At 57.7% G+C, this 16,109-nt stretch carries 16 protein-coding genes; 3 read left to right on the top strand and 13 right to left on the bottom strand.

Features of this window, described 5'->3' with window-relative positions:
• Window positions 1–140 precede the first annotated feature (140 nt).
• On the top strand, window positions 141–299 hold the full coding sequence (locus tag AB4N74_RS21220; RefSeq protein WP_003228885.1) for a YqaE/Pmp3 family membrane protein: 159 nt from the start codon (window positions 141–143) through the stop codon (window positions 297–299).
• Window positions 300–432: 133 nt separating this feature from the next.
• On the opposite strand, the gene AB4N74_RS21215 is transcribed toward AB4N74_RS21220, so the two are convergent.
• The 10 genes from AB4N74_RS21215 to AB4N74_RS21170 form a co-directional block, all read right to left on the bottom strand.
• On the bottom strand, window positions 433–2,244 hold the full coding sequence (locus AB4N74_RS21215; RefSeq protein ID WP_460097141.1) for a S9 family peptidase: 1,812 nt from the start codon (window positions 2,242–2,244) through the stop codon (window positions 433–435).
• Window positions 2,210–3,349, bottom strand: coding sequence for a pyrroloquinoline quinone biosynthesis protein PqqE (gene pqqE / locus AB4N74_RS21210; protein ID WP_016983158.1), 1,140 nt, complete (start codon window positions 3,347–3,349; stop codon window positions 2,210–2,212). The genes AB4N74_RS21215 and pqqE overlap by 35 nt, the downstream gene beginning before the upstream one ends.
• Window positions 3,342–3,617: a pyrroloquinoline quinone biosynthesis peptide chaperone PqqD gene (gene pqqD, locus AB4N74_RS21205; RefSeq protein ID WP_007910068.1), complete on the bottom strand. Its 276-nt coding sequence runs from the start codon at window positions 3,615–3,617 to the stop codon at window positions 3,342–3,344. The genes pqqE and pqqD overlap by 8 nt, the downstream gene beginning before the upstream one ends.
• Complete coding sequence (gene pqqC, locus AB4N74_RS21200) at window positions 3,614–4,366, bottom strand: pyrroloquinoline-quinone synthase PqqC (protein WP_093429953.1); 753 nt, start codon at window positions 4,364–4,366, stop codon at window positions 3,614–3,616. The genes pqqD and pqqC overlap by 4 nt, the downstream gene beginning before the upstream one ends.
• A gap of 136 nt (window positions 4,367–4,502) precedes the next feature.
• On the bottom strand, window positions 4,503–5,414 hold the full coding sequence (gene pqqB / locus AB4N74_RS21195) for a pyrroloquinoline quinone biosynthesis protein PqqB (protein ID WP_460089108.1): 912 nt from the start codon (window positions 5,412–5,414) through the stop codon (window positions 4,503–4,505).
• Window positions 5,415–5,495: 81 nt separating this feature from the next.
• A complete protein-coding gene (gene pqqA, locus AB4N74_RS21190; RefSeq protein WP_003422658.1) occupies window positions 5,496–5,570 on the bottom strand; it encodes a pyrroloquinoline quinone precursor peptide PqqA in 75 nt (24 codons plus the stop codon).
• 156 nt (window positions 5,571–5,726) lie between these two features.
• A complete protein-coding gene (pqqF, locus tag AB4N74_RS21185; protein WP_460097138.1) occupies window positions 5,727–8,141 on the bottom strand; it encodes a pyrroloquinoline quinone biosynthesis protein PqqF in 2,415 nt (804 codons plus the stop codon).
• Between the two features lie 38 nt (window positions 8,142–8,179).
• Window positions 8,180–8,974 carry a carbon-nitrogen hydrolase family protein gene (locus AB4N74_RS21180; protein WP_460097136.1) on the bottom strand — a complete coding sequence of 265 codons (795 nt, stop codon included), beginning with the start codon at window positions 8,972–8,974 and terminating at the stop codon, window positions 8,180–8,182.
• A 12-nt stretch (window positions 8,975–8,986) separates the two neighbouring features.
• The gene (locus tag AB4N74_RS21175; protein WP_460097134.1) at window positions 8,987–10,669 is read right to left on the bottom strand and encodes a flavin monoamine oxidase family protein; all 1,683 of its coding nucleotides are present in this window, start codon (window positions 10,667–10,669) and stop codon (window positions 8,987–8,989) included.
• Between the two features lie 222 nt (window positions 10,670–10,891).
• Window positions 10,892–11,353 carry an Lrp/AsnC family transcriptional regulator gene (locus tag AB4N74_RS21170; RefSeq protein ID WP_093429958.1) on the bottom strand — a complete coding sequence of 154 codons (462 nt, stop codon included), beginning with the start codon at window positions 11,351–11,353 and terminating at the stop codon, window positions 10,892–10,894.
• 1,337 nt (window positions 11,354–12,690) lie between these two features.
• On the opposite strand from AB4N74_RS21170, the gene AB4N74_RS21165 reads away from it, so the two are divergent.
• Window positions 12,691–12,924: a type II toxin-antitoxin system Phd/YefM family antitoxin gene (locus tag AB4N74_RS21165; RefSeq protein ID WP_460101198.1), complete on the top strand. Its 234-nt coding sequence runs from the start codon at window positions 12,691–12,693 to the stop codon at window positions 12,922–12,924.
• A gap of 9 nt (window positions 12,925–12,933) precedes the next feature.
• Window positions 12,934–13,218 carry a type II toxin-antitoxin system RelE family toxin gene (locus tag AB4N74_RS21160; RefSeq protein WP_460097132.1) on the top strand — a complete coding sequence of 95 codons (285 nt, stop codon included), beginning with the start codon at window positions 12,934–12,936 and terminating at the stop codon, window positions 13,216–13,218.
• 254 nt (window positions 13,219–13,472) lie between these two features.
• Here AB4N74_RS21160 and AB4N74_RS21155 read toward each other — a convergent pair whose 3' ends face one another.
• The 3 genes from AB4N74_RS21155 to AB4N74_RS21145 are packed head-to-tail and all read right to left on the bottom strand — an operon-like array spanning window position 13,473 to window position 16,034.
• Complete coding sequence (locus AB4N74_RS21155; RefSeq protein WP_460097130.1) at window positions 13,473–14,174, bottom strand: RNA ligase family protein; 702 nt, start codon at window positions 14,172–14,174, stop codon at window positions 13,473–13,475.
• A complete protein-coding gene (locus tag AB4N74_RS21150) occupies window positions 14,171–14,707 on the bottom strand; it encodes a hypothetical protein (protein WP_460097128.1) in 537 nt (178 codons plus the stop codon). Before AB4N74_RS21150 ends, AB4N74_RS21155 begins: the two co-directional genes overlap by 4 nt.
• Window positions 14,694–16,034, bottom strand: a complete 1,341-nt coding sequence (locus AB4N74_RS21145; protein WP_460097126.1) for an AAA family ATPase — start codon at window positions 16,032–16,034, stop codon at window positions 14,694–14,696. Before AB4N74_RS21145 ends, AB4N74_RS21150 begins: the two co-directional genes overlap by 14 nt.
• Window positions 16,035–16,109: the final 75 nt, after the last annotated feature.

The raw sequence follows: 16,109 nt of genomic DNA, 5'->3' as shown, positions 1-16,109 counted from the left end.
ACGCCTGATTCTTTTGGCGTGGGGCGTTTTTTTGTGAGGTGATGGCGATCAAATGGCAGTTGCACTGAACCCTGACGAACGGCGCAGGTCGATTAGCTTGTATGGCTCATGTGAGCCAACCCCCATTCAGGAGCTGACCCATGGACTTCATTCGCATCATCATCGCCATTCTGTTGCCGCCACTGGGTGTGTTTCTGCAGGTCGGGTTTGGCGGGGCGTTCTGGTTGAACATTCTGCTGACGTTGTGCGGGTATATTCCAGGGATCGTGCATGCGGTGTACATCATCGCCAAGCGTTGAGTACTGCTGCGCCTGATAGATAGCTTTCGCGAGCAGGCTCGCTCCCACAGGGGATTTGTGAACAACACAGATCCAATGTGGGAGCGAGCCTGCTCGCGAATGGGGCAATTCGGTTTTGAACGGGGCGCGGTGCTCAGTCCGCCAATCCCATCACCCGCCGATAGAACTTCCACTCCTGCTCCAGCGCATGCGCCTGATTGGCCGCGCGGCGGAAGCCGTGGCGTTCGTCGGGGTAGTAATGCGCTTCGACGGGGATGTCGTTCTGCTCCAGCGCCGTGACCATGTCGCGGGTCTGTTGTGGCACGACCACGGCATCCAGCTCACCCTGAAAGAAAATCACCGGTACGCGGATATTGTTTGCGTGCAACAACGGCGTGCGGGCGGCGTAGCGTTCGGCGTCTTGCTCGGGATCGCCGATCAGCCAGTCCAGATAATCACCTTCAAATTTGTGCGTAGCTCGAGCCAATGCAACCGGATCGCTGACGCCGTACAAACTCGCTCCAGCGCGGAAGACTTGCTTGAACGCCAGCGCACATAACGTGGTGTAGCCACCTGCGCTGCCGCCACGAATGAATGCGCGATCACCGTCGATCAAACCCTGGCCGGCGAGATGACTCACCACCGCACAAGCATCCTCGACATCCACCTCACCCCAGCTCAGATGCAAGGCCTGCCGATATTCGCGGCCATAACCACTGCTGCCGCGATAGTTGAGATCGGCCACGGCGAAGCCGCGTTGCGTCCAGTATTGAATGCGCGGATCAAGCATCGGGTAGCAGGCCGATGTCGGGCCGCCGTGGATGAGCACCATCAGCGGCGGGTTTGTCTCGCCGCTCATGGCCGGATAAAAGAAACCATGTGCTTGGCCCGAACCACTTGGGTAGCGCAGTGTTTGCGGACGACTGATGCGCTCAGCAGGCAAGGGCGCTACGCCACCCACCAGCACGTTCACTTCTCGCGTGGTTCGATCAACGGCGATGACCGCCGAAGGACTGATCGGTGAGGCGGCGATGCAGTAGATAAATCGCTCATCCACAGCGAGATGACGGAAGCGGCTGTAGTCACCAGTGAAATCTTCGTCACCGAGCGTCAGGCGACCAAAACCACCTTCGCTCCAGCTCGCCAAAAACGCATTCTCAACAGGCAGCCAAGTGCAGCCGCCCAGTTGCCACGGTGCCGGCGCGTGATCGGCTTGCGCAGCAGGCAATGGCTCCAAACCGTCGGAAGTCTCAGCCCACGGCTGCCAGAATCCACCACGATCGGTCAGGCAATAAAGGCGATTGTCGGCATCGAATCGTGGTTGTTGGATGGACTCTTCAAACTCGGCGCCGGCAACGCATCGCGGCGAACCAAAAGCGCTATTGGTCGAACGCTCAGCCACCATCAACCGGGTCGACGTCCACGGCTGATGCGGCCGACTCCACTCGATCCAGGCCAAACGCTGGCCATCCACACTGATGATTGGTGCCGCATAAAAATCCGCGCCCTCAGCCAACAAATGTCGACGGCCATCAGCCAGATCAATCGCCACCAGCCGATGCTGATCCAGCTGTTCTTCAACTGCCAGAACCTGGCCGTAGGCAAAATGCACATCGCCGTAACGGCATTCGCCCGACGTCAGCGCCTCTGGCTCACCACCCAGCGTCTGGCGATACAACTGCTGATCCGCCTCAGCAACGAAAACCACCCCATCGGGTGTCAGACAAAACGCACCGCCGCCATATTCGTACACCCGACTGCGCACGCTAAAACCATTCGGCGTCAGACATTTCGCCAATCCATCGCGCCAATGCCAGATCCGGCAGGCGGCATCCTCAGGACGATATTCATTCCAGAACAGCCCGTTGGCACCGAGCTGCAGTTCGGCAAAGTCCATCCCGGCAGCGACGGCTTGCGAGGCGCTGAAAGGCTCAGCCTTTGGCGATGAGGCGCGAGTTTCGTTCATTGCGGAAGGCCAGTTGTTCGATGGTTTGAGTGGCAGTCTCGGCTTCTTCGCGGGCCTTGAGAATCACGCCGTGATGTTCGGACTTGCTGCACACCGGGTCGGCATTGCTCGCATCACCGGTGAGCATGAACGCCTGACAGCGGCAGCCGCCGAAGTCTTTTTCTTTCTCGTCGCACGAGCGGCACGGCTCGGGCATCCAGTCGTAACCACGGAAGCGGTTGAAGCCGAACGAGTCGTACCAGATGTGCTGCATGCTGTGATCGCGCACATTGGGAAATTGCACCGGCAGCTGTCGGGCGCCATGACAAGGCAGGGCGGTGCCGTCCGGTGTGACTGTCAGAAAAATACTGCCCCAGCCGTTCATGCAGGCTTTCGGGCGTTCTTCGTAGTAATCCGGGGTGACGAAAATCAACTTGCACGGATGCCCTTCGGCTTCCAGTTTCGCGCGGTATTCGTTGGTGATGCGCTCGGCACGGACCAGTTGCTCTTTGGTCGGCAACAGGCCGACACGATTGAGCTGCGCCCAACCGTAAAACTGGCAGGTGGCGAGTTCGACAAAGTCGGCCTCAAGTGCAATGCACAGCTCGATGATGCGGTCGATCTTGTCGATGTTGTGCCGATGGGTGACGAAGTTCAGCACCATCGGATAGCCGTGGGCCTTCACCGCCCGAGCCATTTCCAGCTTCTGCGCGAAAGCCTTTTTCGAGCCGGCCAGCAGGTTGTTCACTTGCTCATCGCTGGCCTGGAAACTGATCTGGATGTGATCCAGGCCAGCCTTTTTGAAGTCGCTGATTTTCTGCTCGGTCAGGCCGATGCCGGAGGTGATCAGGTTGGTGTAGAAACCCAACTGCCGCGCCTCATGAATCAGCTCGGCGAGATCCTGACGCACCAGCGGCTCGCCGCCGGAAAAGCCCAGTTGCGCCGCGCCCATCTCCCGCGCTTCGCGGAACACTTTGATCCACTGTTCGGTGCTCAGCTCTTTGCCCTGCTCGGCGAAATCCAGCGGATTGGAGCAGTACGGGCATTGCAGCGGGCAGCGGTAGGTCAGCTCGGCGAGCAGCCACAGCGGCAGGCCGACTTCAGGCTTGGGCGGCAGATCAGGCAAGTTCGATCCAGTGCTGCGCACGGGCAACCTCCATGAATTGCTCGATGTCGTCACCGAGCTCGGGCACGCCGGGGAACTGCTCATCGAGTTTGGCAATAATCGCCGCAACGTCGCGTTCGCCGTCGATCAAGCCGCCGATCAGCGCGGCGCTGTCGTTGAGTTTGATCATGCCTTCGGGGTAGAGCAGCACGTGACCTTTCTGCGCCGGCTCGTACTGGAAGCGGTAGCCGGGACGCCAGGTCGGGACTTTGCTGCGGTCGAAACTCATAAGGTGATTCCTTTATGCCAGACGCGTTGTTCGGTGACGCTGTGATACGGCGGGCGGTTCAGTTCGTAGGCCATGCTCATGGCATCGAGCATGCTCCAAAGAATGTCGAGTTTGAACTGGAGAATTTCCAGCATGCGTTCCTGGCCTTCGCGGGTCTTGTAGTGCTCGAGCGTGATCGCCAGACCGTGCTCGACATCACGCCGGGCCTGACCGAGGCGGGTGCGGAAGTATTCGTAACCGGCCGGATCGATCCACGGGTAATGCTGTGGCCAGCTGTCGAGGCGCGACTGATGGATCTGCGGCGCGAACAGTTCAGTCAGCGAGCTGCTGGCGGCTTCCTGCCAACTGGCCCTGCGGGCGAAGTTGACGTAGGCATCGACGGCGAAACGTACGCCGGGCAGTACCAGTTCCTGGGAGCGCAATTGATCCGGGTCGAGGCCGACCGCTTGACCGAGTCGCAGCCAGGCTTCGATGCCGCCGTCTTCGCCTGGGGCGCCGTCATGGTCGAGCAGACGTTGAATCCACTCGCGGCGGATTTCCCTATCGGGGCAGTTGGCGAGGATCGCCGCGTCCTTCAGGGGGATGTTCACCTGATAGTAGAAGCGGTTGGCGACCCAGCCCTGAATCTGTTCGCGGGTGGCGCGGCCTTGGTACATCGCCACGTGGTAGGGGTGGTGGATGTGGTAGTAGGCGCCTTTGGCGCGCAGGGCCGCTTCGAATTCGGCGGGGGACAGCGGGGTGTCGGTCATTGCGGTTCTCCGGGGAACAACCGTTGGAATCCTGGGTGTTTATTCGGACGCTTTCGCGAGCAAGCTCGCTCCCACAGGGTTTGTGAACGCCACAGATCCAATGTGGGAGCGAGCTTGCTCGCGAAGAGGCCGGTGGCTACAGCACAATACTCATGCCATCGAACGCCACTTCAACATTACGCCGGGCCAACTCGGCACGCTCCGGCGAATCTTCGTCGAGAATCGGGTTGGTGTTGTTGATGTGGATAAGCACTTTGCGCTGCTCAGGCAACTGCTCCAGCACTTCGAGCATGCCGCCAGGGCCGTTCTGCGCCAGATGGCCCATCTCGCGACCGGTGCGGGTGCCGACGCCACGGCGCTGCATTTCATCGTCATCCCACATCGTGCCGTCCACCAGCAGGCAATCGCTGCCGGCCATGATCTCCAGCAACGGCGCATCGACTTTGCCCAGACCCGGCGCGTAGAACAATTTGCCGCCGGTGGTCAGGTCTTCAACGATCAAACCGATGTTGTCGCCCGGGTGCGGATCAAAGCGATGCGGGGAGTACGGCGGCGCGGCGCTGCGCAACGGCAGCGGGGTGAAACGCAGGTTTGGGCACGCCGCCACGGTGAAGCTCTGGTCGAGTTCGATGCGGTTCCAGTTCAAGCCGCCGTTCCAGTGGGTAAGCATCTTGAACAACGGGAAACCGGTGCTGAGGTCTTCGTGAACCATGTCCGTGCACCAGACCTGATGCGGGCAGCCTTCGCGCAGGCTGAGCAGGCCGGTGGTGTGGTCGATCTGGCTGTCCATCAGGATGATCGCGCTGATGCCGGTGTCACGCAGGGCGCGGCCCGGTTGCATCGGGGCGAAGCTTTGCAGCTGCGCGCGGATGTCCGGCGAGGCGTTGCACAGCACCCAGTTCACGCCGTCATCGGAAATCGCGATGGACGATTGGGTGCGGGCCTTGGCATTCAGGCTGCCGTCGCGAAAGCCTGCGCAGTTGACGCAGTTGCAGTTCCACTGCGGAAAACCGCCACCGGCGGCCGAACCCAGAATCTGGACGAACATGAACGCTCCATCATTTCTACGCGGAAAATAAAACGCCCCGGCGAGCCGAGGCGTTGCACTGCAATTCTACGTAAGCAGAACTCAGCGGCTGGCGAAGTACATGGTGACTTCGAAGCCGATACGCAGGTCGGTGTAAGCAGGTTTTGTCCAGGACATGGGTGTCTCCTTCAGGGTGGGTGGGATAGCGCTGTCCATAGGTATAGTCCACGGCAGCGCAAAGATGTTCCAAATAGTTAGGCGGCTATGTTACTCAAAATTTCACCGGGTTTGCCCGTGAATATTCGAGAAAGCTCCTTGCAGCCTCGGTAATGATCAGTTTGTCGTTTGCCATGGGTTACCGGGTGCGGGGTCGCTGGCGAGACAGAGCCAGCCGCCTTCGGCGTTGATCAAGCGCTGTGCTGCGTTAAACAACGCCTGGCGATCGAGTTGGCCAATGGCGGCGAGCAATTGCCCAAGATAATCCGACGAGTGGCCTGCGAGTCTGGCCTGCCAGAGCAACTCGGCAGCATCTTTGCTGGATAGATTGGCGTCGTCGAATTGATCCGCGAGGTTTTGCCGCCGCTGGTTGAGGCTGACCTCATCAAGTTGTTCGATCAGCGCGGGCATACCTTTGAGGAACTGTTGAATGTGCTCGAGCAACTCCGCAGGTCTGGCGCTCGGAGATTGCACGCCGAACAGCAGGGCGGTTTGGCCATTCATCTCGCGAAGCGCACTGAACACCGCGTAGCCCAATTGCAATTCGACGCGCAGGCGCTGGTAGAACGGCGTCTGGCACACCTGCGCCAACAGTCGCCACGCGGCGTCCTCGACGATGTCGCGGCTGGCGCCGGGGCAGAACAACAGCACGGCGTGTTCGCTGGAGGCGGTATCGACATGGCGCCAGTGTTTTTGCGCGGTGATTGCCGCCGGCGCTGCCAGATGGTTGTCCGGGATGCCGGGAACCCGGCTCAGGGCCAGGCCCATGGCGGACTGGGTCTGTTGGCTCAGTCCCAATGCGAGGCCGTCCCAATGCGAAGTTGTCCACAGCTGTGGGGCGTCGTCGCCGGTTTCAGCTGATTCCAGCGCCTGTTCCGGCAGCGCTTTCAGCAACTCGCGAATGGGGATCAGCGGCGTTTCCGCCTCACTACGCAACGAATCGGCGTCAACTTGCGTCAGACATTTCAGCGCATGCTCCAGGACGCTGGGCATTGGCTCCTGCAGGCCATTGAGCTTGAGCAACCATTGATGCCCTGTGGTGCTGAAAGACAACTCGACTCCAGCCTCGCGCGCGTCTTGCTGAGTTTGCCGGAGACTGCGTTGCAATCTCGAGTGCAGATCAGGGCTGGCGGCAGACTCAACCTGCCAACGCAGATAAATCGCGCCTTCATCGCCGCTGTCCGGCAAGACCTGGCTGAACTGCATCGGCGAGCGTTCGCGACGGCCGCGCGAGCGATCCTGAGCAAATGTACGAAGGCCACGGTGGGCGCTGGTCTGGCCGCGAATCAGGCCCGCATTGGCGAGCGGTTCGCTGGCGCGCAGAAATGGATTGGCAGCAGGTAATCGCCAGTGAGCGCTGAAGTTATCCACAACACCGATTTCACGGAGCAGGTGTTTGAGGGCGCTGATGCCGCTGTCGGACAGCCCACTCTCTTGTCGCTCGCTGTCGACTCGTGCCAGTTGCAGCGCACCGCTGACTTGTTGCTGGCGCTGAACCAGGGCCATGTATTCCGCCCGCAGCGGCGTCCAATCCTGTTGCGCGAAGAAGCTCAGCCAATCCTTTGCGCGTTCGCTAATGACGTTCATCGATTCGGCTGGTGCGATGAATGCCAGATGCAGCAAGGCTTGCCCGGCAAAGCAGTACAGTGGTGCGGCTTTCAGATCATCCGCCAGATTCTGCTCCTGCAGATGCGCCAGCAACCCACCGGGCTTGGCACTGTTCAGCCAGTGGCAGAGGAATGCCATTGCCTCGGCGGAAGACTCCGGCAAATCATCGAACGCAAACAGCAGATTGGCGCGTCGCTCAGCGGCCTGTTGATAACTTTTCACCGCCAGTTGCAGGGGCGCAGCCTGCACAATTTTATCCCCAGCCGGTAAAGCCGCTGCGAACTGCTCGGCCAGTGCACGCAGCTCTTCAAGGCTCTGCGGCCCCACCAGGCTCAAGCTCATTTGTCCGGTGCGATAGAACTGCTGGTGGAAATCCTTCAACGCTTGTTGAAACGCTGGCAATTCCACTTTCAGGCTATCCCGATTCCCCGCATGAAATCCGCGCAACGGATGCTCTGCCGGTAAACCCTCATACAACGCAAACTGCTGCTGAGCCGCAGGATCTTGCGACCAGGCGACAAATTCCGCCTGCAACACTTCTCGTTCCCGCAGCTGATCGTCCAGATTCATACGCGGCTTGGCGAGCATGTCTGACAGACGCTCCAACCCCTCGCTGAACGAGCGCGTCGGCAGCTCAAAGAAAAAGTCAGTGGTGCGTTCGCCAGTGCTGGCATTCACTTGGCCACCGTGGCGCTGCACGTAGGCCATCAACCCTTCGTCCGCCGGAAAACGCTCAGTGCCGAGAAACAGCAAATGCTCGAGGAAATGCGCCAGCCCGGGCCACGCCAATGGCGCGTCATGACTACCGGCAGCCACCCGCAGGGCAGCGGCACTGCGCTTGAGGCCTGGCACATGACGCAGGGTCACGCGCAAGCCGTTGGCCAGGGTTTCGGTGTGGGGGCGGGGGTGAGTCGGCGCAGGCATGGGCACTTCCAGAACAGTGAAGTGCCCATGCTAGCGGATTAGCGCTTGTTCAGCGCGCCGTAAAGCTCCGGGCGGCGGTCGCTGAGGTAGCGATTGGCCGCGCGGGAATCGACCATCAACTGCCGATCCAGTTCGCCGACGATCAACGCTTCGTCCAGACCGGCCTGAGCGATACGGCTGCCGTCAGGCGCGGCGATGCTGCTTTGCCCGCAATAATGGATATCGCCTTCATGGCCGCAGTAGTTGGCGTAGGCCACGTAGCATTGGTTTTCGAAGGCGCGGGCGCGTACGGAGACATCGGCGATAAAATCGAACGGAATCATGTTCGCCGTCGGCACCAGAATCAGCTCGGCGCCGTCGAGGGCCAGGCGTCGGGCGTTTTCCGGGAATTCCAGGTCGTAGCAGATCAGGAAACCGAGTTTCCAGCCGTTCAGTTCAACCACCGGAAAATCGCCTTCACCGGGGCTGAACATCGAGCGATCAAGGTCACCGAACAGGTGCGTCTTGCGGTAATTGCACAGGCGCTCACCGTTGGCGTCTATCAACTGCACGGCGTTGTAGATCTGCCCGTCCGCCGTGCGCTCGGGGTAACCGTAGAGAATCGCCAAACCGGCCGACTTGGCAATGCGGCTGATCTGTTGCGCCCATTCCCCGTTGTAGACCTCGGCTAGGGTGCCGACCGCTTCGGCGCCAATGTTGTAGCCGGTCATGAACATCTCCGGCAGCACCAGCAGATCGGCGCCTTTGGCCTCCATCGCCACTTGATGCAGGCGTTGCAGGTTGGCGGCGGGGTCCAGGGGCAGCGGTGGACATTGGTAAAGGGCTACACGCATCAGGGATTCCTCTTACTCGGGCAGGGCGATAGGGCCGATGTCTTTGAACACATCACCCGGGCCCGGGTTCGCTTTATGTGTCGAACCGCCGAAATGCTTCATGATCCCCCACACCGCGTTGAGCGATGTCTGCACTGCGCCTTCAACCCACGCCGGTGTCCACGACACATCGTCGCCAGCGATGAAAATCCCGCGCTGCTCGGCGGGCATCTCGTCCTGCATGAAGTGCGCGTACATGCGCTGGTTGTAGCGATAGTGGCCGGGCAGGGCGCCCTTGAACGCACCGAGAAAGTACGGATCGGCTTCCCACGATACGGTGATCGGATCGCCGATGATGCGCGCGGCGATGTCGACTTTCGGGTAGATCTTTTTCAGCGCGTTCAACGCCAGCTCAACGCGTTTTTCCACTGGGTGCGGAAGCATCTTCAAGGCGTCGCTCATCCACGAGTACGACAGGCAGATCACCCCCGGTTTGTCGTCGCCGTTGTCGAACAGATAAGTGCCACGGGTCAGGCGATCGGTGAGGGTCATGCTCATCAGGTCGCGGCCGGTTTCCGGGTCTTTGTCTTTCCAGAATGGCCGGTCGACCATCACGAAAGTCTTCGACGATTGCATATAACGGGTGCGGTCGAGGGCCATCCACATCTTCTGCGAGAACAGGGTTTCGTCGCATTCGATCTGGGTGGTCAGCAGCCAGCTCTGGCAAGTGGTCAGCACAGCGGTGTATTCGCGAGTGTCGCCATTATTGTCGGTGACCGCGAAACGGCCATCGGGCGCGTGAGCGATTTTCTTCACCCCCGAGCGTGGCGCACCACGGTGCAGGGATTTCAGGCTGGTGCCTTCCGGCCAGTGCACGCAACGCTCCGGCACATGCCGCCAGATGCCTTGTGGGACTTGCTCGACGCCACCGACCACCAGGTGCTGGTGATCGTCGCAGTTGGTCATCACCACACGAAAGATTTCCAGCATCGAGTTGGGGAAATCCGAGTCCCAGCCGCCAGTGCCGAAACCGACCTGACCGAACACTTCGCGGTGATGGAACGACAGTTTGGCGAAGGCCTCTGAGGTGGCGACGAAGTCGTAGAAGGTGCGGTCGTCCCACAACGGCACCAGCGTGTTCCACAGCTCTTTCAGCCGGGGCACATCGCGATCGCGGATGGCTTGCTGGATATCGGCGAACTGCGAGCCGGCTTCCAGTGCGTCCGCCCAGGCGTCAGCCACTTCCTGAAACAGTGCAGGAAGATCCGCCAGTTTTTGTGCGTAATGGGTTTTGCCTTCCAGGTCGATCACGGTACTGCCGGAGGCCGGCGTCAGCGGGTTCGGGAAAGGTTTGGTTTCCAGGCCGAGCTTGTCGACGTAGTGATAGAACGCGGTGGAGGACACCGGGAAGCGCATGCCGCCCAGTTCCGCGACGATGCCGTCAGTGCCGTTGAACGCTTGCGAGCGCAGACGTCCGCCGAGCTTCGAAGCCTCGTAGACCACCGGTTTCAGGCCGAGCTTCATCAGCTCGTAAGCCGCTACCAGGCCGGCGATGCCAGCGCCGACGATCGCCACTTCAGCGCCATGATGATGTTCAGGAATAGTGCCGAGACCGGCCGGGTGCACGATCCAGTCGTCGAACGCGAACGGAAAGTCCGGGCCGAAAATGGTGACTGGTTTCTTACCGTCTGCAGGATGGCGATTGTTCTTGTTCATGGCTGACCTTGCTGGCGACCCGACGCAGGATGCGCGTCTGAGTATGGGAAAAGATGCCTGCCATTCTAGGGAGCGTAGAACACGTTAATAAGACGCAAAGTGTCGTCGTTTTGCCAGTTAGCAGATCAATATGACGATCAAAGGCTGCATATTGACCAAGGTTTAGGAGGGGCCTGCTCGCGAAGAGGCCCTGAAATCCAGCCGAGAAGCCCGATCAAGACCTTAAACCGGCTGCCCCCGATCAATCTTGCTGCTCAAGATGATCGAAGTCGTGGTCTTCTCGACCCCATCTACACTCCCGATCTGATCCAGCAACTGGTCCAGCTGCTCCGGCGAATCGGTGCGCAACCACGCCACATAATCAAACTCGCCACTCACCGCACACAACTGCTGCACCTGCGCCATCGCACTCAGGCGGCGCAACACCTCTTTTCCGGAACGCGGCTGCACCTTGATCCCGACGTACGCCTGCAACCCGCCATCGACCACGCGCTGACCCAGGCGCACGCCATAACCGGTAATCACTTTGGCCTTTTCCAACCGCGCCAAGCGTGAAGTCACGGTGGTGCGCGCGATGCCCAACTGCCGGGCGAGCATGGCCACGCTTTCGCGGGCGTTGATCTGCAGGGCGGCGATCAACTGGCGGTCGATTTCATCAAGCACGGGCGTGCGGGTGTCGGGCAAGGGGGCGGCTCCATGGGTGTGGGGGCGGTGAGTACGCATGTTACAGACACTGTCAGCAACACGCTTGCAGGCGATGTTTGAATTGTTCACCCAAGAATCGATGCCATCGTTGCGCTGAAACAATACATCGGATATTTGATTTGACTTGGTTGGCCTATTTATCAAGAATGCCAGCAAGAGCGCGAAATCCGCTGCCTTGCAGGGCATTAGTGGACGTAGGTACCTCAGCGATGCTGCAACATCGGTGTAAGGTGAGACCTCTTCATCCCATTTCCTGAGGATGCAAATATCAGGATTCAAATATTAAGGGCAGCCAAATGGCTGCCCTTTTCTTTGTCTTCAGAGATCGGGTAAGGCGAGGTCGATCCAGGTTTGCTGGTCGGCTGCTTCCTTTATCAGTGGCGCAGCATTCACGAGCATGAAATCGATCCTGGACGGGCTGAGGCGTCCGGAGATTACTCGTCTGGAGAAACGGTCAACAACGCGCGGAGAGGGGAGAAAACCTAGTTTGGGAACATTCCTACAGATCTTGCGGTTGTATTCCTAACAATGCCCTTCGTACATTGCGCTCGCCAAGACGTCGAACCCTAATCCATCGCCCAAGAAAAAGCCGCGCATTTAGCGCGGCTTTCAATTTGGTGGGCCCACACGGACTTGAACCGTGGACCAAAGGATTATGAGTTGCCTAGAAACGCTGCAAGCTTAGAGAAATCGTACGTAGCTTAGCGCAGGTACAGTGAGCTGAAAGTCACATGGTTACTGGCGTTGAGCGTAATTTGGTAAAAATGGCAGAAGCTAGCAGCTGTACTGCTGGTGTACCTATCTGACCGCGGGACAGACAGGTTTTAGCTATGTGGGCTCAAGCCTCCAAAATATCAGGCAGTGACCAAAAAAATCGGGCTTGCCGGAGCCGATCTCTCAAAATTGATTGGATTCCCCACCGAGTCAAAAAAGTATCCAGCCTCACATGGCTGAGTCGGTGCGCGACGCTTTTACTCACGCTGTAGGGAAATGGTGGCACTAGGATGCCTTGAGCCTCGGCATATTTGCCGGAGGGGAGGGGGGATGGTTCTAGCGCATGAGATACGCAGGGTTTGCCGCCACCGTTCGTCACCATCCTTATGTGCGTATTGTATTACGCATTATTTTGCGTATGATAAAAGGGCGCTGCCACACAATGAATCTGACTACTGAATCCGACTACTGAATCTGACTACTGAATCTGACTACTGAATCTGACTACTGAATCTGACTACTGAATCTGACTACTGAATCGAGGCATCAAGCGCATGAGTGCACTCCTAGACCGGGCTGAGCAGGCAGTGTCCGCTACAGCAATGGTCCGCGGCTTCAGTGCGAAGTTGAAGGAAGTCACCAGCGGTGAGGTAACCCACTTGGTGATTTTCAAGGACAACGAGCCGGCTGCTGTGCTGGTAGGTGTAGATGCCTATCAAGCCCTGCAGGATGAGCTTGAAGACCTTCGCGCCGAACGCTTGGCCATTGAGCGCCTGTCGACCCTGGACGAGCAGAATATGGTGAGCCTTGAGGACATGGAGGCTCGCTTCAGGTAGGCAACAGCAATGAATTTGAGCGTCCGGTTTCACCCCGAAGTAGAGCAAGACCTCAGGCAGCTGGGAACGGCTGAAGCGAGGAGAGTCCTTAAAGTGATACGCGATCGTATCGCTGAAGGAGAGCCAGATAAGATCGGCAAGCCCCTTCGTGGAGCTCTCGCCGGTTACCGCCGGATACGGATAGGCGATGTACGCATCGTCTACCGTTTTGACGGCACCGAGATCGTTCTTGTCCTGTGTGTTGGTGCCAGGCGCGACGATGAAGTTTATGTCACCGCAACTCGGCGAGTCTGACTTACACCCCGCTTCGGCGGGGTTTTTTCATTCCATCCGAAGCCTGCGGGAAAACGGTTAATCATTAACAGGGGGAGAGTGGAGCATGTTCGCAAGTACAGGTAGGCCGGTAACCAGCCGATCTCCAATGTCCAATTTTGAGCGAAAAAAGGCCAGCCCCAGGGGACGTTGGTCTTTGATCGAGCGCTACTGAAGACAACTTATCGAGAAAATAGACAGCTTCGCTGAGCTCCTATAGGTGCGCTGCATCGGATTCATTCAGGTACATCTGCCGAGTAATCAACGCGGTTCCACTCTATCGCTCGCTTTCGCCAGTGAGTGTCGATGGCCTGGGTAAAGTCAGGGCGGACCAGCTTGGCGCGTGCTTCGCACCACTCGGGTGACTCGTGGCGAATGACAATTCCTTCCAGCGCACCAGTGCGATAGTTGCTGGAAGTGGCGGTGACAAGTTGTTTCAGTGCAGCAACTGTTGTGACACCTTGTAGGACAAGCGGAACTGTAGCCAAACCTCCTGAGCTGGCCAATGCGTGGCGTCTCGGCGTACTCCAAAAGCGGCCTAAGCTGCGGTCATATACATCAAAAAGCAGGAACCAGTCCGGAAGCGCAACGTAGTCCAGCGAATGGCGCGCGGCACACCACTCGCCAAAGAGGATTAGGTTTGGCGTGAGCACTTTACGTAAGTCTTCCTCGTGTTGCGCCAGCCAGGCGGGCATACGCGCGAACTGACCAGAGTGGGGCTCAACTAGGTATTGACCTCGGTTTTGTGCGCGCAGACTGCCGTTTGGCGCTAGTGATATTCCCATATTCGCGCCATCCAGCTTTTCTTCAACCACCACCTTGCCGGCAAGCAGTGCTGACACTTCAGTGGATGACAACACCTTGTCATCGCGCGGAGCGCCTTCGCCTAACCAGGCAAGGTGCGGCGTGTGAGGAAAGCGGAAAAACTCAACAGTCATTTGGCAGCAACCCTTACGTTATACCAATCATCGGGTAACAATCGCCGGAAGCTGAGTCCAATTGCTTTCAACTGTTCCTCCGCAATAAACCAGTCAGATTCAGCACCGTAAACAATGGGCGGCATTTGATCGAAAAGTATCTTCGTAGCCAGTGCGCACGCAACCCATTTTCGGTCCTCTCGATCCGTGACTAGCACTTCGTGGTCTGGCTCAAGCACAGCGATGTGCTCACCATTGGCCTCAATCGAATCGATGGGTACATACTCCACAAGATTTCTGTCGAGCTTGCTTTGTAAAACCTGCAAGCCGTATTCCTGGTGGTATTGGTTGAACGGCATGTTTCGTTCGTACTCGGCACGTACTAAGCCTTCTTCATCGAGAATGATTCGAGCATCCGACTGGTCAAAGCCGGCAAGCCACTCATAGACAATTTCACGAAGCTCAATTTCCTGTGGCATGGCCCGTATAGCCAGGTTCGAAAGATCCTGCAGTGCACTTGCCGCCAGCATCACATTGGTATCAACCAGATACATTGCTATCCCTCGACCTTAACTCTTTTGCGCGCTTAATGACCAGCGCTGTTTGTTCTCGAGTCTCTCCCAGCGCATCGCCAAAGAAGCCCTCTGGCCAATTTTTCACGCGACCGAAATCATCTAACTCCAAAACCCGCATATTTGCCGCTTTGCCTTCTCGTTCGACGAAATACATAGCCGCTTCATTAGTAGTGATCTGCTGCCTAGCAATTAGAGTTTGCATGCGCCGGAACAGGTGTTCGGAGTGAGTCTCGATGATGAACTGTACGTTACGCTCTTTGCTGACTTCTACGAATAGCTCAGCTAATACCGACTGTGCCAGAGGATGAAGGTGGATTTCCGGCTCTTCCAACATGATTGTGCTTCCCCGCGGTGCGAAGTAGGCGATGGTCAACACTGGCAAGACTTGTGAAATACCGATACCAACATCGCGCAAGTTTGCTTCCACGCCATCGCGATGCACCACCAATTCGTAGCGTGTTGAACGCCCTAGTTGTTTGACTTCCAACTTGTCGGCCACCTTCATGCGTACCAACCACCTGGAGACGCCTTCGATGATGCGGTTTTGATCCTCACCCCTCATCAAGGTACTAGCTAGAAGTACATCAATGGCACGATGGCCATCGCTTCCCAACTCGCCGGGCTTTGACTTATTCCAAACATAGTCGCGCTCCGGCTTTCGGCGTAGAGGGCCTAGATAAACAATATTTTCCAGCTCGCGGCGAATGGATAGACTTAAATCCTCCAGCAAATTCCCATCCTGTCCCAGCATGACAATCGCTTCTGCCGATAACGATACGGAGCGCTCAGGTAATAGATGGCGCCCTTTATCTCTCGGCTGACTCTCGTCATCAACCATTATTGAGTACGCACCTCTTTCGCGTCGAATGGATCTGAATTGGCGATTATCGGTTTTAACAAGCCAATCCTGAATCACCACTCCACCTGCCGAGTTCTGGCGATAGCTGGAAGAAAATTCACCGTGATTAACACGAGCGGGAGCGAGTGACTGAAAGTCAAAGCTAAGTGAAAATTCCCTCGTGCCAACAAAGCCTTGGTGCAAAATATTGTCAAAATCGCCGAAATTAAAGAGATCGTTTATTTCATCACCACCCAAATTCAAATGGATGCTGCGATCAGGCGACTGTATCGTTTGCTTGAGGAGAAGCAGACTTTGGATTAGTGAAGACTTACCTGAAGAGTTGGTACCAAGCAACATAGTGACGGGCTTCAGGTCAATGTCACCTGTGTCTTGCCACGCTTTGAAATTAGAAAGCTTTAGACGAGTAAACATCAGCACACAACCCCATTTTTTAATTGCTTCCACGTATTCAGCACAGGCCGCTGCGTGCGAAGTTCGCCGTATTTTCCATTTTCGCTGAAAAAGGAGACAGAGTTATTT

It is taken from the genome of Pseudomonas sp. H3_C08, assembly GCF_054669455.1.
The sequence above is the reverse complement of the archived record's forward strand: the minus strand, read 5'-3'. Positions and strand labels throughout refer to the sequence as shown.

Bases quoted from the DNA above. Each gene is read 5' to 3' on its own strand.
- AB4N74_RS21175 (WP_460097134.1), bottom strand. From the start codon at position 10,669: ATGAACAAGAACAATCGCCATCCTGCAGACGGTAAGAAACCAGTCACC.
- AB4N74_RS21220 (WP_003228885.1), top strand. From the start codon at position 141: ATGGACTTCATTCGCATCATCATCGCCATTCTGTTGCCGCCACTGGGT.
- pqqC (WP_093429953.1), bottom strand. From the start codon at position 4,366: ATGACCGACACCCCGCTGTCCCCCGCCGAATTCGAAGCGGCCCTGCGC.
- pqqB (WP_460089108.1), bottom strand. From the start codon at position 5,414: ATGTTCGTCCAGATTCTGGGTTCGGCCGCCGGTGGCGGTTTTCCGCAG.
- AB4N74_RS21215 (WP_460097141.1), bottom strand. From the start codon at position 2,244: ATGAACGAAACTCGCGCCTCATCGCCAAAGGCTGAGCCTTTCAGCGCC.
- AB4N74_RS21155 (WP_460097130.1), bottom strand. From the start codon at position 14,174: ATGACTGTTGAGTTTTTCCGCTTTCCTCACACGCCGCACCTTGCCTGG.
- pqqD (WP_007910068.1), bottom strand. From the start codon at position 3,617: ATGAGTTTCGACCGCAGCAAAGTCCCGACCTGGCGTCCCGGCTACCGC.
- pqqF (WP_460097138.1), bottom strand. From the start codon at position 8,141: ATGCCTGCGCCGACTCACCCCCGCCCCCACACCGAAACCCTGGCCAAC.
- AB4N74_RS21160 (WP_460097132.1), top strand. From the start codon at position 12,934: ATGAATTTGAGCGTCCGGTTTCACCCCGAAGTAGAGCAAGACCTCAGG.
- AB4N74_RS21180 (WP_460097136.1), bottom strand. From the start codon at position 8,974: ATGCGTGTAGCCCTTTACCAATGTCCACCGCTGCCCCTGGACCCCGCC.
- AB4N74_RS21150 (WP_460097128.1), bottom strand. From the start codon at position 14,707: ATGTATCTGGTTGATACCAATGTGATGCTGGCGGCAAGTGCACTGCAG.
- AB4N74_RS21165 (WP_460101198.1), top strand. From the start codon at position 12,691: ATGGTCCGCGGCTTCAGTGCGAAGTTGAAGGAAGTCACCAGCGGTGAG.